Genomic DNA, 25,799 nt, shown 5'->3' with positions numbered 1-25,799 from the left:
CTATGAAGAAAGTTTTTCGTAAAATACATTTATGGCTTTCAGTCCCCTTCGGGCTACTGATTACCCTTATCTGTTTTTCCGGAGCCATGCTGGTATTCGAGACGGAGGTGATGGAGCTCTGCCGCCGCGACCTCTACTATGTGGAGAAAGTCGGGCCGGCATCGCTTCCCATGGGCAAGGTGGCCGAAAAAGTGGCCGCTACTCTGCCGGATAGTGTTTTTGTGACGGGTGTCACAGCCTCGTCTGCTCCGGAGCGTGCCTGGCAGGTGAACCTTTCCAAACCTCGTCGTGCTTCCGTCTATGTAGACCAGTATACGGGTGAGATAAAGGGCAAGTATGAACGTGCGCCGTTTTTCACGACCATGTTCCGCCTGCATCGCTGGTTGCTGGACAGCATGAAGCCCGATGGAGGCATCTTCTGGGGAAAAATGATTGTGGGCACTGCCACGCTGATGTTTGTCTTTGTCCTGATATCGGGCATTGTTATCTGGTGGCCCCGTACAAAAAAGGCTTTGAAGAACAGTTTGAAGATTGTTTCCGGTAAGGGTTGGTGTCGGTTCTGCTATGACCTGCATGTGGCAGGCGGTATGTACACGCTGGTTCTTCTGTTGGTAATGGCGCTTACGGGACTGTCATGGTCTTTCTCCTGGTACCGCACCGGCTTCTACAAAGTTTTCGGAGTGGAAACCACGCAAGGGGGTGGAGGACATGGTGCTTCGGCACAAACTGCTGCCCAGGGAGGAGAACGGGCTCAAGGCCGGTCTGGTGGCAGACCAGGAGGTGAGCATCGTGAAAGAAATTCTTTCTCTCCTTTTACAAGCTGGCAGAAGGTTTACGAAGAACTGAAGGAACTCAATCCTGATTATAAACAGATTACCGTGTCCAAAGGCTCTGCTACGGTTTCTTTCAATCGGTTGGGCAACCAGCGTGCTGCCGACCGCTATACGTTCAATCCCCGTAGCGGTGAAATCACCGGGGCTACCTTATATAAGGATGCCGACGCTTCAGGAAAAATCCGTGGCTGGATATTCTCCGTTCATGTAGGCAGTTGGGGAGGGCTGACCACCCGTATATTGAGTTTTCTTGCCGCTTTGGTAGGGGCCAGCTTGCCGCTGACGGGCTATTATCTTTGGATTCGCAGATTGGTTCGGAAAGGCAGTAGGAAAGCGAACATGCAATTAAAGAAAGTTGCTTAGAAAAAGCAGGCAATTTTATAAAAGGATGAAGATGTCCGCAAGATGCGCAGGCGTGCGTGTTTTGTGGGCGTTTTTTTATAAATACTTTTGGGCGGAGATTTCATTTATCCGCATTTCCTTCTCTTCTATCCGGATGCATCCTTCGCTTGCCAGCTCCGATAAGGCACGTGCTAGCGAGGGACGAGCCACTCCCAGTATTTGTGCCACTTCCTGCTGGTTGAGTATTGTGCCATGCATGCGTAGATAGTTCAGTATGCGCGATTTTAGGCTTTGCAGGGCAAAGGCATTCAGCTTTTTGGAGAGAAACAGAGTTCTGTCCGATACCAGTTGCAGAAAGTTGCGCATCACAGTGGGGTGTCGATGCAGGAATTCCAGGAAGACATTCTTGTTTATGATGAGTATCTCACATTTCTCTTTTGCTTCGATATTTACCGGGAAGCGGTTTTCGGAGGCAAAGACAAAAGCCGGGGCAAGTAGTTGCGGGGCTTTCAGCGTTTCTATGGTGAGTTGCTTTCCCTCTGCACTGACCATTTGGGTACGCACACTGCCGCAGCACAATATGAATAGAGAACGGTATGCTTCTCCCTGCATGGCAATAAAGTCAGCAGGTTTGTATTGCCTGCGTGCATGTTCGGGTGCCAGGATGAGGGATAATAATTCTTCTTCTGTTATGCCTTGAAAAGGAGGCATTTTCAATAATGTATGGATTTCCATTCTCTTTTTTACTTTTTTGTGATTCGATGTAACATTCGTGACAGTTTTCGCGTTGTAGAACTCTCATCTTTGCACAAAGATAATGCAAACCGAAAGTAATAGAAAATAAGCTTGCTTATTTTTATTGCTGAGGTGCCGCTTATCTTATGGAAAGATGATGTAAACTTTTAAATGAATAAGAATATGGAACCGAACATGTTTTGTTATCAATGTCAGGAGACAGCCAAAGGAACCGGCTGTATACTGAAAGGTGTATGTGGAAAAGAAAGTCATACGGCTCAAGCTATGGACTTGTTGCTGTTTGTGGTTAGAGGTGTCTCTGTCGTTGCCGATGTTTTGCGCAAGGCAGATTGTCCAGTCTCCGAAGAAGTGAATATCTTTGTGACGGATGCTCTGTTCTGCACTATTACGAATGCAAATTTCGATGATGAAAGCATTTTGAAGCGGGTAGATAAAGGAATCACCATGCGTAATGGATTGATTCAAGAGGCCAAGCATAACAAAGTGCTCTTACCCAAAGTAGATGAACTGACTTGGCAGGGAACGCGTGATGACTATGCCGGAAAAGCGAAGACAGTAGGTGTTCTGCGTGAACAGAATGAAGACCTCCGCTCGTTGAAAGAATTGCTTGTCTATGGCTTGAAAGGTATGGCTGCCTATCTGGAGCATGCCATGCGTCTGGGATTCAATGATGATACGGTTCATGTTTTCATGCAACGCGCACTGGCTACCATTGCAGTTGAGTCTCTATCGGCAGAGGAGTGGGTGAAGCTGGTTCTCGAAGCTGGTGAGTTTGGAGTAAAGACAATGGCTCTATTGGATGCAGCCAATACTGGTACTTACGGTAATCCTGAAATTACAAAGGTGAATATCGGTGTGAAGAACCGTCCGGGAATTTTGATTAGCGGCCATGACTTGAAGGATATGGAAGAATTATTGAAACAGACTGAAGGCACAGGAATAGATGTCTATACACATGGTGAAATGTTACCTGCTCACTATTACCCGGCTTTCAAGAAATATTCCCATTTTGTAGGCAATTATGGCAATGCCTGGTGGAAACAGCGCGAAGAATTCACTTCCTTCAACGGACCGATTCTGTTTACCACCAATTGCATCGTTCCTCCTCTGGCAAATGCTGTGTATAAAGAACGTATGTTTACCACCAACTCTACCGGCTATCCGGGTTGCAAGTACATTGATAAGGATGCTGAAGGTAGGAAAGACTTTTCTGAAATCATAGAGATTGCCAAACAATGCCAGCCTCCGGTGGAGATAGAGCATGGAGAAATTATCGGCGGTTTTGCCCATAACCAGGTGCTGCAACTGTCAGACAAGGTGGTAGATGCCGTGAAGACCGGGGCCATACGCCGCTTTATCGTAATGGCAGGTTGTGACGGACGTATGAAGAGCCGTGACTACTACACGGAATTTGCCAAAGCCTTGCCGCAAGATACCGTTATCCTGACCGCAGGTTGTGCCAAATACCGCTATAATAAACTTGGTTTGGGAGACATCAACGGCATTCCCCGTGTATTGGATGCCGGGCAGTGCAATGACAGCTATTCACTGGCGGTAATAGCCATGAAGCTGAAAGAAGTATTCCAGCTGAACGACATTAATGAACTTCCCATAGTCTACAACATAGCGTGGTACGAACAGAAAGCAGTTATTGTATTATTGGCATTATTGAGCCTCGGTGTGAAGGATATTCACTTAGGACCTACATTGCCCGCTTTCCTTTCTCCAAATGTCGTCAAGGTACTGGTTGATATGTTCCATGTTGCAGGTATCGGTAGCGTGGAAGATGATTTGAAGAAATTCGGATTGTAAATAAGATGATGGGGTGATATCCTGCTATCACCCCATCATCTTATCCTCTTATCACATTATTTATCGCTTCCTCCGTTCCGCAGAACGGCCCGTGTGATTGTAGCTTTATGGTACACATGGCGGCGGCAAAGCATCCGGCTTCTCGATAAGACGCGCCTTTGTCGCGCATATACAGATATCCTACCATATAGGTGTCTCCGCATCCCGTTGCATCTGTAATCTGCAGGGCAGGGTAGGCGGGTATTTCGTGGAATTCTCCTTGGGCATAAATCAGCGAACCTTTATCTCCCAGGGTCAGCAGCACTTCCTTCACGCCCCAGTCTGCAATCAGCAATGCAGCTTCGTGCGGTTCACTGCATCCGGTCAGCACTTCCATTTCAGCTTCGTTGGCTTTCAGGATATGGATATACTTCAATGCTTCTTTCTTTTCCGGCCAGTCTACGGCCAGCACCTTTTCATTCTCCACCTTGCGGAGAAATCCTTGCACGTCTACCGAGAGGAGTCCCTTGCCGGACAAGAACTTGATGACCTCCAAAGAGAAGTCGTCGGCAAGCAGACTGCCCAAGTGGATAATCCGTGCATCGGTATCTTTCAAACCTTCCACGGTGAAAGGGTCTGCTTTTGCCGTGACACGTTGTGTACGTTCGTTTTGATTTTCTCCATAAATATTCTCGAAACAGACGGAATGTGTGCTGTGCAAGGCTTTGACGGAAATACCTTCTTTCCGAATGTCTTCCACAATGCCCATGTCAGTATCAGCCAAAGCTGTTACCAATAGAAAATCGTTAGCATTCAAGTGCTTGATGGCATGTGCGAAGTAGAAGGAGGTGCCTCCCGGCATATATATGGTATTTTTAGGGGTTACGACTTTATCTTGGGTAATATAACCGATGCAACATAGACTGTGTGTGTTCATTTCTTTGTTGGCTTTTTATTTCTTTATTGTATTGATTCCGTAAATTGGGCGCGAAGATAGTGATTTAATAACAATTCGACTATATTTGCAGCTGTAAATGTAGCTTCATTGAATATGAATTCATTAAAAACGAAAAGAGTACGTATGATAGTTGGCATTATAGTGGGTATTGTGGCTGTTGCGGTCATAGCGGGATTCGTTTTTGTCAATCAGCCGAGTTTCGGGAGGGCTCCTCAAGGAGAACGGTTGGAGAGGATAAAGAAGTCGCCTCATTACAAAGACGGAGAATTCCGGAATCTGCACAGTACGATGATGATGACTTCCCAAAAGGGACGTTTGGGAGCTTTCTGGGGATTCTTATTTAAGAAAGAAACCGATTTGCGTCCAGAAAAAGAGATTCCGGTTATAAAGACGGACCTCAGCAAGATAAGCAAGGACGAGAATGTATTGGTATGGTTCGGACATTCATCCTATTTTATCCAGATAGACGGAAAGCGTATACTGGTAGACCCCGTATTTTGTGGGGCTTCTCCGGTTTCGTTTGTAAACAAGCCGTTCAAGGGAGCAGATGCCTACAAGCCTGCCGATATGCCGGAGATTGACTATCTGGTGATATCACATGACCATTGGGACCATCTGGATTATGAAACGGTGATGCAGCTGAAAAATCGGGTAGATAAGGTAGTATGTCCTTTGGGGGTAGGTGAACATTTCGAGTATTGGGGATTTGAGAAATCATCTCTGGTTGAGCTGGATTGGTTTGAAGATACTGTACTGGATAAGGGATTTCTGCTTCATTGCTTGCCCGCCCGGCATTTTTCGGGCCGCTCGTTGAAAGCGAATCAGGCACTATGGGCCTCTTTCCTTATCGAAACCCCTTCGCAGAAGATTTATATGGGCGGTGATAGTGGATATGATACGCATTTTGCCGAAATAGGCAAGCAATATCCCGGCATTGACCTTGCCATATTGGAGAATGGGCAGTATAACGAAGATTGGAAATATATCCATACCATGCCCCAATATTTGGGACAAGTGGCCAGGGACTTGAATGCGGAAAAGCTTCTGACTGTCCATCATTCCAAATATGCTTTGGCTAGACACCGCTGGGACGAACCGTTGAAGAATGCCATGAATCTGAAAGAGAAAGACTCTTTGAACGTGTTGATGCCTATTATAGGGGAAGTGGTCCGGTTAAAATAATGAACGATATTGATTATTTAGCTATTGACGAGTTATTAACGGAAATATATATCCCTATCGAAAATAAAAGTAAGATAATATGTTGGAATTACCCGAAGTTATCACCCTGAGCAAACAAGTGAACAACGCCTTGAGCGGTAAAACAATCACGCAGGTATTCAATGCCACCAAACCGCATAAGTTTACGTTCTATAACGGCAATCCGTCGGAGTATGGTAAACTGCTCGTAGGCAAAACCATCCTTTCATCCGAAGGATATGGCATGTTTGTCAATTTCAATCTTTCGGATAATGTGATCATGAATATAGGCGACGGAGTCAGTGTCCGTTATTACAATGTGGGAGATAAGATTCCTGCCAATTACCAGTTGTTGCTGACGTTTAATGATGATTCATTCCTTGTCTTCACGGTTGCAATGTATGGTTTTATCAATGTTTATCCTGATAGCTATATCGACAATAAGTACTATAAATTGAGTCGGGAAAGCATTTCGCCGTTGAGCGATAAATACACCGAAGCGGAATTTGAGAAACTCGTTGCCGAAGCAAAGAAGACCCTCTCCGCTAAAGCTCTATTGGCAACCAATCAGCATATTCCCGGTGTCGGTAACGGCGTAACGCAGGATATTCTGTTCAATGCACGGATAAATCCCAAACAGAAAGTGCTACTTCTGTCGGATAATCAGAAAGAAGTTCTTTTTAATGCTCTAAAAAAAACATTGGTGGATATGACTTCCGAGGGCGGACGCGATACGCAAACAGATCTTTATGGCAACGCCGGAGGCTACAAAACCATTCTTTCTGCCAAAACATGGAAGAATCCTTGTCTCCGTTGTGGCAGTACCATCATAAAAGAGGCTTATATGGGTGGTTCGGTATATTATTGCCCAACGTGTCAACAGATAAAAGAATAAATGTTCACATCTTCTTAGAATCCTTTATATGCAATACAAGGAATTAATAAACTGTTATACAGAACATTAATTCCTTGTATTGCATTCTATTAATTTCATGTCTACATGATATTCATATCCTGCGAACACGATATGAATATCTTCTTTTCTTCATACTTTGTACGGACAAAAGGAGCGTTTTATAAAGCCCGCCCTTTGTAAACGTTTGACTGGGACAATGGAACCAGGACTCCGTTCAGCGTCAGGGTATTCGAATTGAAGTTCGGGCTGATTCTTGCTGATGCATTATTGCCGCCGTTGGTCAGTGTGATATGCACTTGTGCGGATATTCCGATGCCTTGTACGCTGAAGCTGCAATTCACGTTTCCCTTTTTGTCGGTCGTGATTTTCATTTCCTTTCTGCTGCCGTCCACTGTGATGCCGCCTATTCCGTTGGGGCCTGCAAGGGCACTGTTGGCAGCTATTTGTACAGATGCGTGTTCACCGTCCATCATAACGAAGTTTGTTGTCGATGAAACAAATGCACTCCTTCCTCTCTTGAATACCAGCTGGTCTGCTTCCAATACAAACTTGCCCTCTTTCAATGCCTGGACGGCAATGGCATAGTTCCTTTCATTTTCCGCTTTTTCGCGTGCTTTCTGGGCTTCGCGTTGGGCTTTACGCTCTGCACGGCGCGTTTCGTTACTACTCTGTGCATACATCAAGGTAGATGCACTTACCAACACCAGTGTGATTAATGTAATGATTCGTTTCATAATTGTTCTTTGTTATTTAGTTAAGACCTTCTGGTTAATTAACAAATGAAAAACCAAAAAGATGCAGCTTGAATCTTAAATAAGCGTAAGACTTAACACTTCTTGGGTTTTGTTGGAAGTTTGTATTAAATTTCTTCCAAGGCATAATACTGGTAGTCCCGGAGAATGGTTTGAAGAAAGTTTTCCGGGTTACCGTCATGAGGAGTGATGGAGAGAAGTACCTGCACTTTTTTCGCAAGGGAGGCAATGTGTCGTGTACGGTCTTTCTTACCCGATTGCAGGGTCCGAGTAATGACGTTGATTTGCTCCAATGACAAGTCGGAAGCTTGTGGATAGGTAGGCCGGTAGTCTTTGGTCAGGTAGTCGAACTCATCGAGGCTGACGTGTATCTTGCGGTAATTCTTTTCCTTGATTACCATGGTGCCGGCAGCAAGGTCGCCCATTCGCTGGCTGTTTTTGGTCAAAAGGACGACCAGAAGTCCCAGGCCACCGGTCACCGGTCCGTCGATAGGAAAGAGAAGCCATCGGAGCAGGTACGAGCCTATACCGGGCGTGGAACCGTCTGCTTTTACGACACGGATGTTCATCAGCCGCTTGCCGAGACTTTGTCCCTGGTTGAACATTTCGCAGAGAAATGCGTAAAACAAGACCGGCAGGTAGACGATAGCGAGGAAGAAAAGCATCGTGAAATCAGAGGGCAGATGAATCCGTGAAAACAAGGCCAAAGTAGAAAATACATAGAATCCGAGCAGAATATAGTCTATGACCAGTGCAATGAGCCGTTCACCGATACTGGCAGGCGTTTGACTGATGCGGACAAACTGCCCGGTGATAATTGTAGATTCTGCCATTCCTGATAAAACATTTTTAGTATTTCATTGCAAATATATCATTATTCTCTTATTTTTGTTACCGATTTCAGACAAAACTTCTCTGAAATATTCATGGGGTATGAAAGAAGTGACGTTTATCCGGCGGAACATCGAAAAATGGAAACAAGCAGAAAAAATAGTGGAGCAGGCGGACAGTCTGTCTCCCGATGAGCTTGCCGACGCATATACGGAGCTTACGGCAGACCTGGCTTTTGCCCAAACGCATTTCCCCGCTTCCCGCATCACTATCTATCTGAACAATCTTGCCTCGGCATTGCACAACCGCATTTATAGAAACAAGCGCGAGAAATGGTCAAGAATTATCACCTACTGGACCCGTGAAGTGCCTTCGGCCATGCACGATGCACGCCGTGAGTTAGTGGCTTCCTTCATTATATTTGTGGTCAGCGCATTGATAGGAGTGGTATCTGCTGCCGGAGACCCCGATTTTGTGCGTTTGATTTTAGGAAACTCTTATGTGGATATGACTTTGAACAATATCGCTAATGGTGAACCCATGGCTGTATATAACGGTTCCTCCGAGTTCCCCATGTTTCTGAGTATCACGCTGAACAATATCATGGTCTCCTTCAACTGCTTTGCCATGGGGCTGCTGACCAGTTTTGGCACCGGATACATGCTCCTTAACAATGGCATCATGATAGGGGCTTTCCAAACCTTCTTTTATCAGCACGACTTGCTTTGGGAGTCCTCCCTTGCCATTTGGCTGCACGGGACACTCGAAATCTGGGCGATTATTGTAGCCGGTGCCGCCGGTCTTGCCCTGGGCAACGGATGGCTCTTTCCCGGAACCTATTCAAGGCTGGAATCTTTCAAACGGGGAGCCAAAAAAGGACTGAAAATAGTGGTGGGTACGGTACCCGTATTCATCATGGCAGGATTTATAGAAGGATTTGTTACCCGTCATACCGAACTTTCGGATGCTTTGAGGTTCGGCTTTATTCTACTTTCTTTGTCGTTTATCTTTTTTTATTATATTTATTTACCTAACAGAAAGAAGCATGGAAGCACAGAAACCTAAAATCGCACTGTATGTACAACGTTCTTTTGGAGAGAAACTAACTGCTACCTTTGATTTTATCAAAGAGAACTGGAAGCCGTTGATGAAATTCACTACATATCTGATGTTGCCGCTTTGCCTGCTTCAGGGGCTGAGCCTGAACGGGCTGATGAGCGGTACAATGGTTTTGGGTGATATGACCGGAGGCTCGTTCGACTCTTCTGTTGTCGGAGCGTCCATCATGGCGCTGGTGACTTATTACAGTCTGTATGCCGTTCTATATCTGCTGGGAACTGTCATGCTGACCTCTTTGGTCTACGCATTGGTCCGTACTTACAATGAACGGGAAGAACGCTTGGAGGGAGTGACGTTAGGGATGCTGAAGCCCTTGTTGTTCCGTAATGTCAGAAGGGTATTTCTGATAATGATTGTCAGTGTGCTTTTGGTGCTGTTTGTAGGGCTTATTGTTGGTTTTATAGCCACCATCATTCCGTTTATAGCGCTTGCGTTCTTGTTCGTTCTGCTTGTTGTGGTGGTGTCTGTGCCACTGGCTATTTGGGCTCCAGTCTATCTGTTCGAAGATATCTATATCATAGATGCCTTGAAGAAGGCCTACCGACTGGGTTTCGCTACCTGGGGAGGTATCGTACTGATTTCCATTGTTATGGGATTCATCGCCGCCATCTTGCAAGGAGTGACGATGATTCCATGGTATATCGGGACCATTGTGAAATATATCTTTGCAATGACTGATGCAGGTGGCGGTGCCACTGTATCGGCAGCCTATAGCTTTGTGCTTTATCTGCTGGCGGTGGTCCAGGCATTCGGCGTTTATATGTCCATGATTTTCTCATTGCTGGGACTGGCTTATCAATACGGTCATGCTTCGGAAAAGATAGATTATGTGATGGTAGAGAGTGATATTGACAATTTTGATAAACTCTGATAACGGACTATGAATATGGTTCCGGCTGATACACTGGTTTGTGATACTGCACAGATTGCCGTTTGGCAGTCCGACCCGGCGTTTGCTTACAGCCGTGAGCTGATAGCTCCCGAAATTAATGTACTTGAGTGGTTCAGCAGATGGTTCGGCAAGCTGCTGGACAAGATATTCGGGAATACGTTGGTGGCAGAATATTCGGAGGTCGTGTTGATATGCATTGCCATTCTTATCCTTGTATTGGTCATCTGGTTTGTGTACAAGAAGCGTCCGGAACTGTTCATGCATTCGCGCAAGAGTACCCTGCCCTATACAGTGGGGGAGGATACCATCTATGGAGTGGATTTTGCGGAGGGAATTGCCGATGCGCTTGTCCGGACGGATTATCGGGAGGCGGTGCGTTTGCTCTATCTGCAGACGCTGAAACAGCTCAGCGACGGAAAACGTATAGACTGGCAGTTATATAAAACGCCTACACAATATATCTATGAAGTCCGTCTGCCAGCTTTCCGCCAAATGACCAGCCATTTTCTACGGGTACGTTACGGAAATTTTGAAGCGACCGAAACATTGTTCCATGCGATGCGGGATTTGCAGAAAGAAGTGGAGAAAGGAGGGATGGCATGAAGGGGAACCATTGGTTTATAGCCGGTATCATTGCTTTTCTGGTGTTGATGTTTGCGATAGAGTGCCGTCTGCCGAAGAAGTTTGTCTGGAACCCTACGTTCAGCCATTATGACAAGCAACCGTTCGGCTGTGCCGTGTTCGATAGCCTGGTGTCTTCATCGTTGCCGAAGGGATATTCGTTGTCGAGAAAGACTTTTTATGAGCTGGAGCAGGAAGATACGACGCTTCGCCGCGGAATACTGGTTGTTACCGATAACCTGCATCTGACGGATGTAGATGTGGAGGCGATGTTGAAGATGGCGGGACGGGGAGACCGGATTATGCTGGCGGGGAGCTCTTTCAGCCGTATTTTGAAAGATACGCTGGGATTTGAGTGCAGCTATTCCTATTTCAGTCCGTCGGCTTTGAAAAAATATGCCACTGCATTGCTCTCGAAAGACAGTTTGTGCTGGGTGGGGGATTCGGCGGTTTATCCGCAGCAGACTTTCTGTTTCTATCCCCAACTTTGCCAGTCTTATTTCTTTGCAGATTCCATTTCTTGTAAAGTGTTGGCGGAAAAAACTGTTACCGGAGAAGCTGCTCATCCGGTTGCCATGTCAGTTTCTTGGGGAAAGGGGGAGGTTATACTGGCTTCCACTCCCCTGCTTTTTACGAACTATGGTGTGCTGGATGGGAAGAATGCGGCTTATCTTTTTCGTATATTGTCCCAAATGGGTGGATTTCCCATTGTCCGTACCGAAGGCTATATGAAAGAAACAGCCCAGGCACAGATGTCTCCTTTTCGCTATTTCCTTTCGCAGCCTCCGCTTCGCTGGGCATTGTACTTGAGTATGGTTTCCATCCTGCTCTTTATGATATTTACAGCCCGTAGGAAGCAGCGTGCCATTCCCGTTATCCGCGAACCGGAGAATAAGTCTTTGGAGTTTGCAGAGTTGATAGGTACCCTTTATTATCAGAAGAAGGACCATGCTGACTTAGTCCGCAAGAAATATCTCTATTTTGCGGAGGAACTGAGGAGGGAAATGCAAGTGGATGTGGAGGAAGTGGCAGAGGATGAGCGCTCTTTCGGCAGGATTGCCCGGAAGACGGGTATGGAAGCGGGGGAAATTGCCGCATTCATCCGCGAGGTGAGGCCGGTGGTGTACGGAGGGCGCAGCATCTCTGAGGAGGAGATGAAACGGCTTGTCGATAAAATGAATGAAATAATCAATCATATATAAAGAAGATATTTATGGAAGAGAACACAGAAAAACGGGTGGACTTGACTCTCTTTTCCGAGAAGATACAAGCGTTGAAGGACCGGATTGCTACGGTCATAGTGGGGCAGGAGCAGATAGTGGACCTGGTACTGACGGCTGTCCTGGCAAACGGCCATGTGTTGCTGGAGGGAGTGCCGGGGGTGGCAAAGACGCTGCTTGCCCGTCTGGTTGCCCGTTTGATTAAGGCGGATTTCAGCCGCATTCAGTTTACTCCGGACTTGATGCCGAGTGACGTGTTGGGGACTACGGTCTTCAACATGAAAACCAATGACTTTGACTTCCATCAAGGACCGGTATTTGCCGACATCGTGCTGGTGGACGAGATAAACCGTGCTCCTGCCAAGACGCAAGCCGCCTTGTTTGAGGTTATGGAAGAACGGCAGGTCAGCATTGACGGCACCACGCATCAAATGGGAGAACTTTATACGATTCTGGCAACCCAGAATCCGGTGGAACAGGAGGGTACTTATAAATTGCCCGAAGCGCAATTGGACCGTTTTTTGATGAAGATAACCATGGGATACCCTTCGTTGGAGGAGGAGGTGGATATTCTGGAGCGTCACCACACGAATGCTTCGCTGGTGAAGCTGGATAGTCTGACGCCTGTCCTTACAAAGGAAGAACTGCTGTCATTGCGCAGGCTGATGGAGCAGGTGTTTGTGGATCGTACACTGCTTCAATACATCGCGCTGATAGTGCAACAGACGCGTACCAGCAAAGCTGTGTATTTAGGAGCCTCTCCACGTGCATCTGTGGCAATGATGCAGGCTTCGAAGGCGTATGCACTGTTGCAAGGACGTGATTTCGTGACACCGGAGGACATAAAGTTCGTTGCTCCGTATGTACTTCAGCACCGCCTGATATTGACGGCAGAAGCCGAGATGGAAGGTTATTCACCGGTAAAAGTGACGCAACGTCTGATTGATAAAGTGGAAGTTCCGAAATGAGACTGGGCCGCCGCTTCTATATGACTCTTGTGCTGATTATCCTGCTGATGGGTATCGGGTATGCTTTTGCTCCGTTCTTTACAATCGGGCAGTGGGCGCTGTTTGTCCTGGCCTTGTCGGTGCTGGTGGATGGGGTTATGCTCTATCGCGTTCGTGGCATCCGGGCTTTCCGTCAGTGCGCTACCCGTTTCTCCAACGGAGATGAGAACGCTGTGAACATACGTGTGGAGAGCAGTTATCCGTATCCGGTAGCTGTGGAAGTGGTGGATGAGATTCCTTTTGAATTCCAGTTGCGGAATGTTGATTTCAGGATGAAGCTCCGGGCGAGTGAGGGCAGGACGATTACCTATCATCTGCGTCCCACGCGGCGGGGGATTTACTCTTTCGGACGGATTCGGGTGTTTGTGGCAGGCAGGATGGGACTGCTTTCCCGCAGATATACTTGCGGTGCTCCTCAGGATGTCAAGGTATATCCGTCCTATCTGATGCTTCATCGGTATGAGCTGCTGGCCATCAGTGACAACCTGACCGAGCTGGGGATAAAGCGCATCCGCAGGGTGGGGCATCATACGGAGTTCGAACAGATAAAGGAGTATGTGAAAGGGGATGATTACCGCACGATAAACTGGAAGGCGAGTGCCCGGCGGCACGAACTCATGGTCAATGTCTATCAAGACGAACGTTCCCAGCAAATCTATAATGTGATAGACAAGGGGCGGGTTATGCAGCAGGCATTTCGCGGAATGACTTTGCTCGACTATGCAATCAACGCCTCCCTTGTCCTTTCATACGTTGCCATGCGGAAGGAGGATAAAGCCGGACTGGTGACGTTTAACGAGCACTTTGATACATTTATCCCCGCTTCCCGACAGCCCGGACAAATGCAGGCGTTATTGGAGAACCTTTACAGCCAGCAGACTACTTTTGGGGAGACCGACTTTTCCTCATTGTGCGTACACTTGAACAAGCATGTCAACAAACGGAGCCTTTTGGTGCTGTACACTAACTTTTCCGGTATAAGCAGCCTGAACCGCCAACTGGCTTATCTACAGCAGTTGAACCGTCAGCACCGGTTGCTTGTCATCTTCTTTGAAGATACCGATTTGGAAGAGTACATCGCCACGCCTGCAAAAGATACGGAAGGTTATTACCGTCATGTCATTGCCGAGAAATTTGTATTTGAGAAGCGGTTGATTGTTTCCACCTTGAAGCAGCACGGCATCTGTTCTTTACTGACTACACCGGAGAATCTTTCTGTCGATGTGATAAACAAGTATCTGGAGATGAAGTCACGTAACCAGATATAAAGACAGTAACTAAGGTTATATAATCCGTAATAAGGGTAGTGAAAGTATCCGGATTTTCCTCTAATTTTGTAATTGGGATATTGTGAACGTTTGGAAAACATATCCTTAACGATTTTAGATATCTGAAGTTGCAATAATTGAGAATGGCTTTATAGGTGATGAAAGACAATACATTGGACATAAAGACTGTATGTGAGTGTAACCGGTGTTTGGGATGCAAAACGCTGCATCCCCAGGTAAGCATTATTAATCTGGAAAATCCTAATGTGTATCAGGATGCCGTGAAGTTTGAGTTCTATGCTATCCTGCTGATAGAGGATTGTGAAGGGGGATGCGACTGTTGCGGGCGGAAATATTATGATTATTCCAATGCTACGATGGTATTTCTTACTCCCGGCGAGATATTCCGGATGAACAAGAATAATACGCTTCCGGACAAAGGCTGGCTGCTGGCATTTCATCCCGATTTATTGCTTTGTACTACGTTAAAGAATCATATCGACAACTATACTTTCTTTTTCTACCGCAAAGAGGAGGCGTTGCATCTGTCACAGCGCGAAACGGCCAAAGTGACGTGTTGCTTTGAGAATATCGAGGATGAACTTCATCATTCCATTGATACGCATAGCAATACCATCTTGTCCCGTCACATCGAATTGCTGCTGGATTATTGCTCACGTTACTATGAGCGGCAATTCATCACCCGTGAGAATAAGAACAAGATGATTCTGGGGAAAATGGAAGGGATATTGGACGAATATATCACTTCCGGAAAGTTGCAGGAGGGGAAGCTGCCCACTTCCGGATGCTGTGCCGGAAGACTGAATCTTTCGACGGCTTACTTTGATGATTTGCTGAGGTTTGAAACCGGCAAGACATTGGCTGAACATTTCCAGCTCAAATGCTTGTACACGGCCAGGAAGATGTTGTCGGAAGGCGGTAATACACCTGCTGCCGTAGCGCGTCGGCTGGGCTATCCGAGTGTGCAATATTTCAGTCTGGTGTTTAAGAAAGCAACGGGAGTTGCACCGAATGAATATAGATATTCACAAAATTGAGATGAGGGAAATATATATAATTTATTAGACCAAAATATTTTATAATGGAGACCAAAGCTATATTTTTAGATGTAGACGGAACATTGGTGAGTTTCGACACTCACCGCGTTCCGCAGTCGGCTATCGAAGCGTTGCAGCAAGTTCATGAATCCGATATAAAAATCATAATAGCAACTGGGAGGGCGTTTACCGATCTTCACGAACTTGAAGAGATTCCATACGATGCAGTGATAGCTTTGAATGGGTCCGATTGTGTACTGAGAGATGGCACTCCTATATCTCGTAAACAGATTCCCGAAAAGGATTTTCAGAGGGTACTGGTATTGGCTCAACATTATGGGTTTGCTCTGGCTATCGAAACGAATAAAGGTATTTTTGTCAACGAACTCAATCCGACCGTCGTCGAATTGGCCAGGCTGGTCAACCACCCTACACCGCCGGTGGCAGACATTGAAAAGGAATTTATGGGAGGCGGATGCTGTCAGTTATGCATATATTGTGATGAAGAAATGGAAAAAGAAGTTATGGCACAACTTCCCGGACTTTCTGTTTCCAGATGGAACCCTTTCTTTGCGGATGTCAATGTGGCGGGAGTAAGCAAGGCTATGGGTATCAATGAGTTTGCTTCCTATTATGGATTTGATGTTTCAGGAACCATCGCTTTTGGTGATGGCGGGAATGATATTTCCATGATTCGTGCAGCCGGGATGGGAATAGCTATGGGAGGAGCTTCCGAGGCTGTGAAAAGCGTTGCCGATTATATAACGGAGACGGTGGATGGGCATGGTATCCGGAACGCTCTGGTTCATTTTGGTATTGTGGAATAAAAATCGGCTGTCAAAACTTATAAAAACTATAGTCAGTGAATATTATGCTTTTAGAAAAACTGCTTAAAGAATTTAATTTTAGCATCAATACTTTTAATTTAGAGGAATCTAAGTTATTTGACCGATATTTTGAGCGGATATTGATTAGTAAAGATACATTTTTGATTAAGGAAGGAGAAATAGAAAGATATAGTTATTTCGTTTATGATGGGATGTTACGTTGTTGGCTTTTGAATCATAAAGGGGAAGAGCAGATTTTTTGGTTTTGTAAAGAAGGTACGTTTTCAATGTCGAACATATCTTTTACCTTACAAACAAAATCTGCATTTAATGTGCAGACAATTGTAGATAGCGTTATTTACCGAATAGACAAGAAGCGAGTAGATGAACTGTATACTGCTATTCCTAAGGTGAAAACTGTATTTGAAGATTTGAATGCTATACTACTGAATAAACTCTTGAAAAGAAATATCGACCTGATTAAATATTCTCCTGAACAGTATTATCTACAGATGATTGAAGAATATGGCATTACATTAAACTATATACCACTCAAAGATATAGCTTCTTATTTGGGTATCACGCCGCAAGCACTAAGCAGAATCCGTAAACGTATTTTTTAACCTGGGTTCAGTGCATTGAATGTATAAGTTCCGAACTTTGCGGCTTTAAATAGCAATTACAATTATGATTAGAAAAATTAAAGTTACGGATTATCCACGTTTGATAGAAATTTGGGAAAGTGCAGTATTGAGTACACATGATTTTCTTAAAGAGGAAGATTTTCTATACTATAAGGAACAGCTTCCGGTATATTTTCAGTATGTCACTCTATTCGGATTTGAACAGGAGGGAATCTTAATCGGATTTATGGGAATTGCAGAAGGAAATCTTGAAATGTTGTTTATTGACAATAATTATCGAAGCATAGGAATTGGGAAAAAACTGGTTACTTATGCCATAAATCATTTGCAGGTAACAAAAGTCGATGTGAACGAGCAGAATATTCAAGCTGTCGGTTTTTATAAATATATAGGCTTTAACGTATACAAAAGGTCCGATTTGGACGGAGAAGGTAAAGAGTATCCTATTTTACACATGCAGTTGTAGCCCGCATCCAATTTTAAATAAAGATGTAATTGACAGCACTACTTTTTCTTTTCATTTACAGATTTAATTTCTGATAGTAAGAACTTAACGATGCTTTTTTACCCTAATATCTATTAACACCGATTTAGGGCTTATTCTTCACTTTCTTCGTACAAATACTGCATTTAAGGGGGCAATCCCGTTGCATGCAGTGTCGGAAGTGTGGCTTTTACTCTCCGGATGTGGGTACTTTTTCCCTTGATGTTCTATGTGTAATGTGGAGAAGCTTGATGTATAATTCCCAAATCCTTATCATAAAACCTCCGTGATAAAAAAGTATGGGATATTATGGATTCTGCCTATATCTTCTTCAGGTCTTACCCTTATCCAGGGGGCGATCTATCCATTCATTGCTGCTCAGTTTCTTATTCTTGCGATGTAAATCTGAGAAGGCTGAAACCCGAAAGTTGCTTGTGCACCGGATATTTCGACTTTCCATTTTTGTCGGAAGAATAATAAAGTAAACCTCTGAAATTATTAAATTTCAGAGGTTTACTTTATTATTCGCGGTGCGTACGGGACTCGAACCCGTGACCCCATGCGTGACAGGCATGTATTCTAACCAACTGAACTAACGCACCATTATTTCATTTTTTTGTAGCTATCTCTCTCGATTGCGGTTGCAAAGGTAGGCATTTCTTTGATATCTGCAATAGCTATGACGAATTTTTTTTCAAGCGTTTTGTGCTGTATTTGCTTTATATCCTCATATTGAGAAGATTGTAAAAATGAGAGAAAAGTAAATTTAACAACTGTTTAGAAATTTGTTTATGCACTGTTTTGTTCTTGATATGAAAATCTCTCCTGGAGAAAACGAAACATTTCGGAGCTTGTTTTAAACTTCTTGCTCGAAAAGTTCTTTGTTTTGCAATAAATCGTTATTTTTGCGAACTCAAAACGAGAATGTTGTAATTTGAAAAATGATAAAAAACATTTTAGGATGATGAAAACAGCCAAACTGTTGCTGCACTGCCCTGACAAACCTGGCATATTGGCAGAAGTAACAGACTTTATAACGGTGAACAAAGGTAATATTATCTATCTAGATCAGTATGTAGACCATGTAGAGAATATCTTTTTCATGCGTATAGAATGGGAATTGAAGGATTTTCTGGTACCTCAAGAAAAGATTGAAGATTATTTTGCCACCTTGTATGCACAGAAGTATGAGATGAATTTCCGTCTCTATTTCTCCGATACAAAACCGCGCATGGCTATTTTTGTCTCGAAGATGTCCCATTGCTTGTTCGACTTGCTGGCGCGTTATACTGCCGGTGAGTGGAACGTAGAGATACCTCTTATCATAAGCAATCATCCTGATTTGCAGCATGTGGCAGAGCGTTTCGGTATTCCTTTCCATCTTTTCCCCATCACCAAAGAGACAAAGGAGGAACAAGAGAAGAAGGAAATGGAGCTACTGGCAGAACATAAGATAACTTTCATAGTGCTGGCACGCTACATGCAGGTCATTTCCGAGCAAATGATAAATGCTTATCCTAATAGGATAATCAATATCCATCATTCTTTCCTTCCGGCATTTGTAGGAGCGAAGCCCTATCATGCTGCGTTTGAACGTGGAGTGAAGATTATTGGAGCCACCAGCCACTATGTTACCACAGAGTTGGATGCCGGTCCTATCATAGAGCAGGATGTGGTGCGTATTACACACAAGGACACTGTGCAAGATTTGGTGAACAAGGGCAAGGACTTGGAAAAGATTGTACTTTCCCGTGCTGTTCAGAAGCATATTGAACGCAAGGTGTTGGCATATAGGAATAAAACAGTAATATTTAATTAGTTGATAATTGATGGTGTGGAACCAGTCATTACCTTTCAATTGTCAATTCTCAATAAAAAAATGAAGGTTGCAGTTATCAAATATAATGCAGGCAATATCCGTTCGGTGGATTATGCTTTGAAACGCCTGGGAGTAGAGGCAGTGATTACAGCGGATGAGGCTGTGCTACGTGCTGCCGATAAGGTTATCTTTCCCGGTGTGGGAGAGGCGGAAACCACTATGGACTTTTTGCGTGCCAGTGGTATGGATAGGTTGATAAAGGAATTACGCCAGCCGGTATTGGGCATTTGTCTGGGCATGCAGTTGATGTGCCGTCATTCTGAAGAGGGGGATGTGGATTGCCTGGGGATTTTTGATACTGATGTGAAACGTTTCATTTCTCAGAGGCACGAGGATAAAGTGCCTCATATGGGATGGAATACCATTGCTCGGATAAATAGTGGCCTTTTTAAAGGCTTTACTAAAGAAGAGTTTGTCTATTTCGTACATAGTTTCTATGTGCCTGTCAGTGATTGTACGGCAGCCGTGACGGATTATATTCATCCGTTCAGTGCCGCTTTGCATAAAGACAATTACTACGCCACACAGTTCCATCCGGAAAAGAGTGGAAGTGTGGGAGAGCGTATTTTGCGGAATTTCCTGGAACTGTAAATCGCCAAATCGTAAATGAAATGATAGAACTGATTCCCGCTATTGACATTATTGACGGAAAATGTGTACGCCTTTCCCAAGGCAATTATGACAGCAAGAAGGTGTACAATGAAAATCCCGTGGAAGTGGCCTTGGAACTGGAGGCTCATGGTATCCGCAGACTTCATGTGGTCGATTTGGACGGTGCGGTTTCCCATCATGTGGTAAACTACCGCACGTTGGAACAGATAGCTGTGCGTACGTCTCTTATTATAGATTTTGGAGGTGGGGTAAAGAGTGATGAAGATTTGGTGATAGCTTTTGAGAACGGTGCGCAGATGGTGACTGGCGGCAGCATTGCTGTGAAGAATCCCGAATTGTTCTGCAAATGGCTTCAAATGTATGGCTCTGAGAAAATTATTCTTGGCGCTGATGTGAAAGAGCATAAAATAGCCGTCAATGGTTGGAAGGATGAGAGTGGTTGCGAATTGTTTCCGTTCTTGAAAGACTATGTGGAGAAGGGGGTTCATAAGGTTATCTGTACTGATATCAGTTGTGATGGAATGCTGCAAGGACCATCGATAGCGCTGTATAAGGAGATATTGGAGCACCGCCCTGAACTCTATTTGATAGCCAGTGGAGGAGTAAGTTGTGCTGATGATATCCGCCAGCTGGAAACTGCCGGTATACCTGCCGTTATTTTCGGTAAGGCTCTGTACGAAGGTCGCATTACCTTCAAAGAACTGGAAAACTTTGTTGGTTGAAAGGTGAAAATTGAAAATTAATCACTTATAACTTATAACTCATAACTCAAACCGCCGTGTTAGCAAAAAGAATCATTCCTTGCCTCGACATAAAAGATGGGCAGACCGTGAAAGGTGTCAATTTTGTGAACCTCCGCCAGGCAGGTGACCCGGTAGAACTGGCGCGTGCTTATAGTGAGCAGGGTGCCGACGAACTGGTTTTTCTCGACATCACAGCCAGTTTTGAAGGTCGTAAGACTTTCACAGAATTGGTGAAACGCATAGCTGCGAATATCAGTATTCCTTTTACTGTAGGTGGAGGCATTCATGAACTGGGTGACGTGGATAGGCTACTGAATGCAGGTGCCGATAAAATCTCCATCAATTCCTCTGCTATCCGCCGTCCCGGATTGATAGACGAGATTGCGAAGAACTTCGGTTCGCAGGTTTGTGTACTGGCAGTTGATGCCAAACAGACTGAGAAGGGATGGTGGTGTTACTTGAACGGTGGCCGTGTGGAAACGGATAAGGAACTGTTTGCGTGGACAAAAGAAGCCCAGGAACGTGGTGCGGGCGAGATATTGTTCACTAGCATGAATCACGACGGTGTCAAGACTGGTTATGCCAATGAAGCGCTTTCCAGCCTTGCCGACAATTTGTCCATCCCTATCATTGCATCGGGGGGAGCAGGTGTCAAAGAGCATTTTCGTGATGTCTTTTTGCAGGGAAAAGCAGATGCTGCTCTGGCAGCCAGTGTTTTTCATTTCGGAGAAATCAAAATTCCCGAATTAAAATCGTACCTTTGTGCCCAAGGAATTGCGATGAGAGGATGAAGGTGAGTTTACGATTGGACGATTTACGATTTACGATTGGGATTACTCAAGCAAATCATAAGTCTCCAGTCACTTAAAATAATTCAATCGTAAATAGTAAATAGCTAAATCGTAAATAAAATGGATTTTGACAAGATGAACGGACTTGTTCCGGCGATTATACAAGATGCAGATACCGCTAAGGTGCTGATGCTTGGCTTTATGAATAAGGAGGCTTATGACAAGACGGTGGAAACCGGAAAGGTGACTTTCTTCAGTCGTACCAAGAACCGTCTTTGGACGAAAGGCGAGGAGAGTGGTAACTTCCTGAATGTGGTTTCCATGAAGGAAGACTGTGACCGGGATACGTTACTGGTGCAGGTACATCCCGTAGGCTCGGTTTGCCATACCGGTGCAGATACTTGCTGGGGTGAGAAGAACGAACAACCTGTTATGTTCTTGAAGCTTCTTCAGGATTTTATCTGTAAGCGTTATGATGAGATGCCCGAAGGTTCCTATACGACTAGTCTTTTCCAGTCCGGTGTCAACAAAATGGCACAGAAGGTAGGCGAAGAGGCTGTGGAAACTGTCATTGAGGCTTGCAACGGTACGGACGAACGCCTGATTTATGAAGGAGCTGATTTGTTGTATCACCTCATCGTGCTACTCACATCCAAAGGATACCGCATTGAAGACCTTGCGCGTGAATTGGAGGAACGTCACAGTGCGACGTGGAAGAAACACTAAACAATTAAAAATTAACAATTAAAAATTAAAATAGGGGTGGGCGAGGCGCTGATAAGATATACGGATGTAGAGATACACCAGCAGGAGTTGTGCGTACTGAACGGTGTGAATTTGGAACTTCACAAAGGGGAGTTCGTGTACTTGGTAGGTAAAGTGGGTTCTGGCAAGACGAGCCTGCTCAAGACTTTCTATGGTGAACTGGATATTGCATCGGGCAAGGCTGAGGTATTGGGGTATGACATGCTCCATATTAAGCGTAAGCACATCCCGCAGTTGCGCCGCAAACTGGGAATCGTATTCCAGGACTTCCAGTTGCTGACAGACCGTACGGTGTACGACAATCTTGAATTTGTTCTCCGTGCTACCGGTTGGAAGAGCAAAGGGGAGATTAAGGACAAAATAGAAGAGGTGCTGAACCTGGTGGGGATGAGCAACAAAGGATATAAGTTGCCCAATGAACTGTCGGGCGGTGAGCAGCAGCGCATTGTGATTGCGCGTGCAGTTCTCAACTCTCCGGAGATAATCCTTGCGGATGAACCTACCGGAAACCTGGATTCGGAAACCGGACATGTTATTGCAGAGCTTCTGCACGGCATCAGTGAAGCCGGCGCACTGGTGGTGATGACCACGCACAACTTGCAGTTGCTGCGAGAGTTTCCCGGTAAGGTGTACCGGTGCGCAGACCACCTGATGACTGATGTTACGGCAGAATACGCCCCTACAATAACCAATGATTAGTAGTTATCTCTGACTACTGATTCTTATAAAGAACAGAAATTAACGATAGAGCTCCGTAGCTGCCTACTTGTAGCTCGTAGCTTGTAACTATAAACTAATTAATACAGAAACGAAAATGAAAGTTTTAAAGTTTGGAGGTACTTCAGTAGGTTCGGCTCAGCGAATGAAGGAAGTGGCCAAATTGATTACCGATGGTGAACGTAAGATTGTGGTTCTCTCTGCCATGTCGGGTACCACAAACACATTGGTTGAGATTTCGGACTATCTGTACAAGAAGAATCCGGAAGGTGCCAACGAGATTATCAACAAGCTGGAAAGTAAATATCGCCAGCACATTGATGAACTTTTTGCTACTCCGGAGTATAAACAGAAAGGCTTGGAGCTCATCAAATCTCATTTTGACTATATCCGTTCTTATACCAAAGACCTCTTCACTCTGTTTGAGGAGAAGGTGGTGTTGGCTCAGGGCGAGTTGATTTCCACCGCCATGATGAATTACTATCTGCAGGAATGCGGTGTGAAGTCTGTGTTGCTTCCGGCTTTAGAATACATGCGTACGGATAAGAATGCCGAACCCGATCCGGTCTATATCAAGGATAAGCTTCAGATTCAGCTGGAATTACATCCGGATGCTGAGATTTATATTACTCAGGGGTATATCTGCCGTAACGCCTACGGAGAGATAGACAATCTGCAGCGTGGCGGAAGCGACTATACGGCTTCGCTGATCGGTGCTGCCATCAACGCTTCTGAAATTCAGATTTGGACGGATATCGACGGCATGCACAACAATGATCCCCGTATTGTGGACAAAACTGCGCCGGTGCGTCATCTGCACTTCGAAGAGGCCGCAGAGCTGGCATATTTTGGTGCCAAGATTCTGCACCCCACCTGCATTCAGCCTGCCAAGTATGCCAATATTCCCGTCCGTCTGCTCAATACGATGGACCCCACTGCTCCGGGTACACTGATTTCTAACGATACGGAGAAGGGTAAGATTAAGGCGGTGGCTGCCAAGGACAACATTACGGCTATTAAGATAAAGTCCAGCCGCATGTTGCTTGCTCACGGATTCTTGCGTAAGGTTTTCGAGATATTCGAGAGCTACCAGACTTCCATTGATATGATTTGTACCTCAGAAGTGGGTGTGTCCGTATCTATCGACAATGTGAAGCATCTTAATGAAATTCTGGATGACTTGAAGAAGTATGGCACAGTGACGGTGGACAAGGACATGTGTATCATCTGTGTGGTGGGTGATCTCGAATGGGAGAACGTCGGTTTCGAAGCCAAGGCATTGGATGCCATGCGCGACATACCGGTACGTATGATTTCTTTCGGTGGTAGCAACTATAATATTTCTTTCCTCATCCGAGAGTGTGACAAGAAAGTGGCGTTGCAGTCACTCAGCAATGCGCTGTTTAACGGCGAATAAATATTTTTTTAGGGTGTAGATTACGCGGATTGTACGAATTCTTTTTGTTTTTTATCCGTACAATCCGCGTAATCTACGCTCTAAAAAGAGTTGCAAACACTTCTTTCATTTCCTTTTTTAAAACTAAACAAAGATTACAGCTATTATATGAAAGGAACATTTCCCATCAATAAATTCCGCGAATTGCGTACTCCCTTCTATTACTACGATACAAAGGTTTTGCGTGATACGCTTGCCTGCATTCGTACGGAGGCGGCGAAGTATGGTAATTATTCAGTGCATTATGCCGTGAAGGCCAACGCCAATCCCAAAGTGCTTGCCATTATCCGCGAGAATGGTTTGGGTGCCGACTGTGTAAGTGGCGGTGAGATCCGTGCTGCCATCAAAGCCGGTTTTCCCACTGGCAAGATTGTTTTTGCCGGGGTGGGTAAGGCTGATTGGGAAATTAATCTGGGGCTGGATTATGATATTTTCTGCTTTAATGTGGAATCTGTCCCTGAGCTGGAAATTATCAATGAGCTGGCTGCCGCTAAAGGTAAGGTAGCCAATGTGGCTTTCCGTATCAATCCCAATGTAGGTGCCCATACCCATGCCAATATTACCACTGGGCTGGCCGAAAATAAGTTCGGTATCAGTATGCAGGATATGGACCGTGTGATAGACATTGCGCAGAATATGAAGAATCTGAGACTCATCGGACTGCATTTCCATATCGGTTCCCAGATATTGGATATGGGTGATTTCGTGGCTTTGTGTAACCGTGTCAACGAATTACAAGATAAGTTGGAAGCCCGTCATATCCGCATTGAGCACGTCAATGTGGGGGGGGGGCTCGGAATCGACTATGGTCACCCCAACCGTCAGCCGATACCTGACTTTAAAAGCTACTTCGAGACTTACAGCAGCCATTTGAAACTTCGTCCCCATCAGACGCTTCACTTTGAGCTGGGACGTGCGGTAGTGGGACAATGTGGTTCATTGATTTCGCAGGTACTTTATGTGAAGCAGGGTACCAACAAGCAGTTTGCCATCTTGGATGCTGGCATGACGGATTTGATTCGTCCGGCACTCTACCAAGCGTTCCATAAAATAGAGAATATCACTTCGGATGCGCCGGTTCAGGCTTATGATGTAGTAGGACCCATCTGCGAGTCTTCCGATGTATTTGGTAAGGCTATTGATTTGAATGGCGTGAAGCGTGGTGACCTTATCGCCCTCCGTTCGGCAGGGGCTTATGGTGAAATTATGGCTTCGGGCTATAACTGCCGTGAGCTTCCTCAAGGATATACATCGGACGAGCTGGTATAGAGCGGCTGGAGACGTGTTGCATGGATGACGAAGCATTCCAAGACCTTT

At 45.2% G+C, this 25,799-nt stretch carries 26 protein-coding genes and 1 tRNA gene; 22 read left to right on the top strand and 5 right to left on the bottom strand.

All coding sequences use genetic code 11. The annotated features are described in order from the left end of the window. Positions 1-2: 2 nt before the first annotated feature. Positions 3-1,196, top strand: a complete 1,194-nt coding sequence (locus tag H1A11_RS09425) for a PepSY domain-containing protein (RefSeq protein WP_117600343.1) — start codon at positions 3-5, stop codon at positions 1,194-1,196. A gap of 75 nt (positions 1,197-1,271) precedes the next feature. Here H1A11_RS09425 and H1A11_RS09420 read toward each other — a convergent pair whose 3' ends face one another. After that, positions 1,272-1,910 (bottom strand): Crp/Fnr family transcriptional regulator, encoded by a 639-nt coding sequence (locus H1A11_RS09420; RefSeq protein WP_117600342.1) that lies wholly within the window; start codon positions 1,908-1,910, stop codon positions 1,272-1,274. A gap of 183 nt (positions 1,911-2,093) precedes the next feature. Between H1A11_RS09420 and hcp the strand changes: the two genes are divergently transcribed. Continuing rightward, positions 2,094-3,743 carry a hydroxylamine reductase gene (gene hcp / locus H1A11_RS09415; RefSeq protein WP_119962102.1) on the top strand — a complete coding sequence of 550 codons (1,650 nt, stop codon included), beginning with the start codon at positions 2,094-2,096 and terminating at the stop codon, positions 3,741-3,743. A 40-nt stretch (positions 3,744-3,783) separates the two neighbouring features. On the opposite strand, the gene H1A11_RS09410 is transcribed toward hcp, so the two are convergent. Continuing rightward, on the bottom strand, positions 3,784-4,659 hold the full coding sequence (locus H1A11_RS09410; RefSeq protein WP_061412187.1) for a PfkB family carbohydrate kinase: 876 nt from the start codon (positions 4,657-4,659) through the stop codon (positions 3,784-3,786). 114 nt (positions 4,660-4,773) lie between these two features. On the opposite strand from H1A11_RS09410, the gene H1A11_RS09405 reads away from it, so the two are divergent. Together H1A11_RS09405 and H1A11_RS09400 are read left to right on the top strand one after the other, a co-directional pair. After that, positions 4,774-5,862 carry an MBL fold metallo-hydrolase gene (locus H1A11_RS09405; protein ID WP_304521595.1) on the top strand — a complete coding sequence of 363 codons (1,089 nt, stop codon included), beginning with the start codon at positions 4,774-4,776 and terminating at the stop codon, positions 5,860-5,862. Positions 5,863-5,941: 79 nt separating this feature from the next. Then, positions 5,942-6,775, top strand: coding sequence for a DNA-formamidopyrimidine glycosylase family protein (locus tag H1A11_RS09400; RefSeq protein ID WP_181758052.1), 834 nt, complete (start codon positions 5,942-5,944; stop codon positions 6,773-6,775). Between the two features lie 179 nt (positions 6,776-6,954). Here the strand turns inward: H1A11_RS09400 and H1A11_RS09395 are convergent, their stop codons facing one another. Continuing rightward, entirely contained in the window at positions 6,955-7,530 is a 576-nt protein-coding gene (locus H1A11_RS09395) for a DUF4251 domain-containing protein (protein ID WP_005831464.1), read from the bottom strand. Between the two features lie 125 nt (positions 7,531-7,655). Beyond that, positions 7,656-8,381: an RDD family protein gene (locus H1A11_RS09390; protein WP_117600340.1), complete on the bottom strand. Its 726-nt coding sequence runs from the start codon at positions 8,379-8,381 to the stop codon at positions 7,656-7,658. Positions 8,382-8,481: 100 nt separating this feature from the next. Between H1A11_RS09390 and H1A11_RS09385 the strand changes: the two genes are divergently transcribed. The 10 genes from H1A11_RS09385 (at position 8,482) to H1A11_RS09340 (ending at position 17,501) form a co-directional block, all read left to right on the top strand. Beyond that, the gene (locus H1A11_RS09385; RefSeq protein ID WP_117600339.1) at positions 8,482-9,444 is read left to right on the top strand and encodes a stage II sporulation protein M; all 963 of its coding nucleotides are present in this window, start codon (positions 8,482-8,484) and stop codon (positions 9,442-9,444) included. Beyond that, positions 9,425-10,369, top strand: coding sequence for a hypothetical protein (locus tag H1A11_RS09380; RefSeq protein ID WP_117600338.1), 945 nt, complete (start codon positions 9,425-9,427; stop codon positions 10,367-10,369). The genes H1A11_RS09385 and H1A11_RS09380 overlap by 20 nt, the downstream gene beginning before the upstream one ends. Before the next feature lie 9 nt (positions 10,370-10,378). Continuing rightward, on the top strand, positions 10,379-10,993 hold the full coding sequence (locus tag H1A11_RS09375) for a DUF4129 domain-containing protein (protein WP_117689197.1): 615 nt from the start codon (positions 10,379-10,381) through the stop codon (positions 10,991-10,993). Further along, positions 10,990-12,213: a DUF4350 domain-containing protein gene (locus tag H1A11_RS09370; RefSeq protein ID WP_117965320.1), complete on the top strand. Its 1,224-nt coding sequence runs from the start codon at positions 10,990-10,992 to the stop codon at positions 12,211-12,213. The genes H1A11_RS09375 and H1A11_RS09370 overlap by 4 nt, the downstream gene beginning before the upstream one ends. Before the next feature lie 11 nt (positions 12,214-12,224). Then, positions 12,225-13,199 (top strand): MoxR family ATPase, encoded by a 975-nt coding sequence (locus tag H1A11_RS09365; RefSeq protein ID WP_119962079.1) that lies wholly within the window; start codon positions 12,225-12,227, stop codon positions 13,197-13,199. Then, on the top strand, positions 13,196-14,506 hold the full coding sequence (locus H1A11_RS09360) for a DUF58 domain-containing protein (protein ID WP_119962080.1): 1,311 nt from the start codon (positions 13,196-13,198) through the stop codon (positions 14,504-14,506). The genes H1A11_RS09365 and H1A11_RS09360 overlap by 4 nt, the downstream gene beginning before the upstream one ends. 158 nt (positions 14,507-14,664) lie before the next feature. After that, on the top strand, positions 14,665-15,564 hold the full coding sequence (locus tag H1A11_RS09355) for an AraC family transcriptional regulator (RefSeq protein ID WP_119962081.1): 900 nt from the start codon (positions 14,665-14,667) through the stop codon (positions 15,562-15,564). A 44-nt stretch (positions 15,565-15,608) separates the two neighbouring features. Continuing rightward, positions 15,609-16,391 (top strand): Cof-type HAD-IIB family hydrolase, encoded by a 783-nt coding sequence (locus tag H1A11_RS09350; RefSeq protein WP_181758051.1) that lies wholly within the window; start codon positions 15,609-15,611, stop codon positions 16,389-16,391. Positions 16,392-16,435: 44 nt separating this feature from the next. Further along, positions 16,436-17,014 (top strand): Crp/Fnr family transcriptional regulator, encoded by a 579-nt coding sequence (locus H1A11_RS09345; RefSeq protein ID WP_117600331.1) that lies wholly within the window; start codon positions 16,436-16,438, stop codon positions 17,012-17,014. A 64-nt stretch (positions 17,015-17,078) separates the two neighbouring features. Continuing rightward, positions 17,079-17,501 carry a GNAT family N-acetyltransferase gene (locus tag H1A11_RS09340; protein ID WP_117600330.1) on the top strand — a complete coding sequence of 141 codons (423 nt, stop codon included), beginning with the start codon at positions 17,079-17,081 and terminating at the stop codon, positions 17,499-17,501. A 546-nt stretch (positions 17,502-18,047) separates the two neighbouring features. Here the strand turns inward: H1A11_RS09340 and H1A11_RS09335 are convergent. Next, a tRNA-Asp gene (locus H1A11_RS09335) sits at positions 18,048-18,121 on the bottom strand. 359 nt (positions 18,122-18,480) lie between these two features. Here H1A11_RS09335 and purU point away from each other — a divergent pair. The 8 genes from purU (at position 18,481) to lysA (ending at position 25,751) form a co-directional block, all read left to right on the top strand. Beyond that, positions 18,481-19,338: a formyltetrahydrofolate deformylase gene (gene purU / locus H1A11_RS09330; protein WP_117600329.1), complete on the top strand. Its 858-nt coding sequence runs from the start codon at positions 18,481-18,483 to the stop codon at positions 19,336-19,338. A gap of 60 nt (positions 19,339-19,398) precedes the next feature. Beyond that, on the top strand, positions 19,399-19,989 hold the full coding sequence (gene hisH / locus H1A11_RS09325; RefSeq protein ID WP_117965314.1) for an imidazole glycerol phosphate synthase subunit HisH: 591 nt from the start codon (positions 19,399-19,401) through the stop codon (positions 19,987-19,989). A gap of 20 nt (positions 19,990-20,009) precedes the next feature. Continuing rightward, the gene (gene hisA / locus H1A11_RS09320) at positions 20,010-20,732 is read left to right on the top strand and encodes a 1-(5-phosphoribosyl)-5-[(5-phosphoribosylamino)methylideneamino]imidazole-4-carboxamide isomerase (RefSeq protein WP_117600327.1); all 723 of its coding nucleotides are present in this window, start codon (positions 20,010-20,012) and stop codon (positions 20,730-20,732) included. Between the two features lie 56 nt (positions 20,733-20,788). Continuing rightward, positions 20,789-21,544 (top strand): imidazole glycerol phosphate synthase subunit HisF, encoded by a 756-nt coding sequence (gene hisF / locus H1A11_RS09315; RefSeq protein WP_117600326.1) that lies wholly within the window; start codon positions 20,789-20,791, stop codon positions 21,542-21,544. A gap of 120 nt (positions 21,545-21,664) precedes the next feature. Next, the gene (gene hisIE, locus H1A11_RS09310) at positions 21,665-22,270 is read left to right on the top strand and encodes a bifunctional phosphoribosyl-AMP cyclohydrolase/phosphoribosyl-ATP diphosphatase HisIE (protein ID WP_117600325.1); all 606 of its coding nucleotides are present in this window, start codon (positions 21,665-21,667) and stop codon (positions 22,268-22,270) included. A 36-nt stretch (positions 22,271-22,306) separates the two neighbouring features. Next, positions 22,307-23,008, top strand: coding sequence for a cell division ATP-binding protein FtsE (locus H1A11_RS09305; RefSeq protein ID WP_117600324.1), 702 nt, complete (start codon positions 22,307-22,309; stop codon positions 23,006-23,008). Positions 23,009-23,123: 115 nt separating this feature from the next. Next, on the top strand, positions 23,124-24,443 hold the full coding sequence (locus tag H1A11_RS09300) for an aspartate kinase (RefSeq protein WP_117600323.1): 1,320 nt from the start codon (positions 23,124-23,126) through the stop codon (positions 24,441-24,443). A gap of 147 nt (positions 24,444-24,590) precedes the next feature. After that, positions 24,591-25,751 (top strand): diaminopimelate decarboxylase, encoded by a 1,161-nt coding sequence (gene lysA, locus H1A11_RS09295; RefSeq protein WP_117600322.1) that lies wholly within the window; start codon positions 24,591-24,593, stop codon positions 25,749-25,751. Positions 25,752-25,799 lie beyond the last annotated feature (48 nt).

This window comes from Bacteroides sp. CACC 737, from assembly GCF_013874375.1.
Taxonomy (GTDB): Bacteria; Bacteroidota; Bacteroidia; order Bacteroidales; family Bacteroidaceae; genus Bacteroides; species Bacteroides uniformis.
Note: the sequence above shows the minus strand (reverse complement) of the source record. Positions and strands in the feature narration are given on the sequence as shown.

Coding starts and splice junctions, on each gene's coding strand:
- H1A11_RS09425 (WP_117600343.1), top strand. CDS start 3: ATGAAGAAAGTTTTTCGTAAAATACATTTATGGCTTTCAGTCCCCTTC.
- H1A11_RS09420 (WP_117600342.1), bottom strand. CDS start 1,910: ATGGAAATCCATACATTATTGAAAATGCCTCCTTTTCAAGGCATAACA.
- hcp (WP_119962102.1), top strand. CDS start 2,094: ATGGAACCGAACATGTTTTGTTATCAATGTCAGGAGACAGCCAAAGGA.
- H1A11_RS09410 (WP_061412187.1), bottom strand. CDS start 4,659: ATGAACACACACAGTCTATGTTGCATCGGTTATATTACCCAAGATAAA.
- H1A11_RS09405 (WP_304521595.1), top strand. CDS start 4,774: ATGAATTCATTAAAAACGAAAAGAGTACGTATGATAGTTGGCATTATA.
- H1A11_RS09400 (WP_181758052.1), top strand. CDS start 5,942: ATGTTGGAATTACCCGAAGTTATCACCCTGAGCAAACAAGTGAACAAC.
- H1A11_RS09395 (WP_005831464.1), bottom strand. CDS start 7,530: ATGAAACGAATCATTACATTAATCACACTGGTGTTGGTAAGTGCATCT.
- H1A11_RS09390 (WP_117600340.1), bottom strand. CDS start 8,381: ATGGCAGAATCTACAATTATCACCGGGCAGTTTGTCCGCATCAGTCAA.
- H1A11_RS09385 (WP_117600339.1), top strand. CDS start 8,482: ATGAAAGAAGTGACGTTTATCCGGCGGAACATCGAAAAATGGAAACAA.
- H1A11_RS09380 (WP_117600338.1), top strand. CDS start 9,425: ATGGAAGCACAGAAACCTAAAATCGCACTGTATGTACAACGTTCTTTT.
- H1A11_RS09375 (WP_117689197.1), top strand. CDS start 10,379: ATGAATATGGTTCCGGCTGATACACTGGTTTGTGATACTGCACAGATT.
- H1A11_RS09370 (WP_117965320.1), top strand. CDS start 10,990: ATGAAGGGGAACCATTGGTTTATAGCCGGTATCATTGCTTTTCTGGTG.
- H1A11_RS09365 (WP_119962079.1), top strand. CDS start 12,225: ATGGAAGAGAACACAGAAAAACGGGTGGACTTGACTCTCTTTTCCGAG.
- H1A11_RS09360 (WP_119962080.1), top strand. CDS start 13,196: ATGAGACTGGGCCGCCGCTTCTATATGACTCTTGTGCTGATTATCCTG.
- H1A11_RS09355 (WP_119962081.1), top strand. CDS start 14,665: ATGAAAGACAATACATTGGACATAAAGACTGTATGTGAGTGTAACCGG.
- H1A11_RS09350 (WP_181758051.1), top strand. CDS start 15,609: ATGGAGACCAAAGCTATATTTTTAGATGTAGACGGAACATTGGTGAGT.
- H1A11_RS09345 (WP_117600331.1), top strand. CDS start 16,436: ATGCTTTTAGAAAAACTGCTTAAAGAATTTAATTTTAGCATCAATACT.
- H1A11_RS09340 (WP_117600330.1), top strand. CDS start 17,079: ATGATTAGAAAAATTAAAGTTACGGATTATCCACGTTTGATAGAAATT.
- purU (WP_117600329.1), top strand. CDS start 18,481: ATGATGAAAACAGCCAAACTGTTGCTGCACTGCCCTGACAAACCTGGC.
- hisH (WP_117965314.1), top strand. CDS start 19,399: ATGAAGGTTGCAGTTATCAAATATAATGCAGGCAATATCCGTTCGGTG.
- hisA (WP_117600327.1), top strand. CDS start 20,010: ATGATAGAACTGATTCCCGCTATTGACATTATTGACGGAAAATGTGTA.
- hisIE (WP_117600325.1), top strand. CDS start 21,665: ATGGATTTTGACAAGATGAACGGACTTGTTCCGGCGATTATACAAGAT.
- H1A11_RS09300 (WP_117600323.1), top strand. CDS start 23,124: ATGAAAGTTTTAAAGTTTGGAGGTACTTCAGTAGGTTCGGCTCAGCGA.
- lysA (WP_117600322.1), top strand. CDS start 24,591: ATGAAAGGAACATTTCCCATCAATAAATTCCGCGAATTGCGTACTCCC.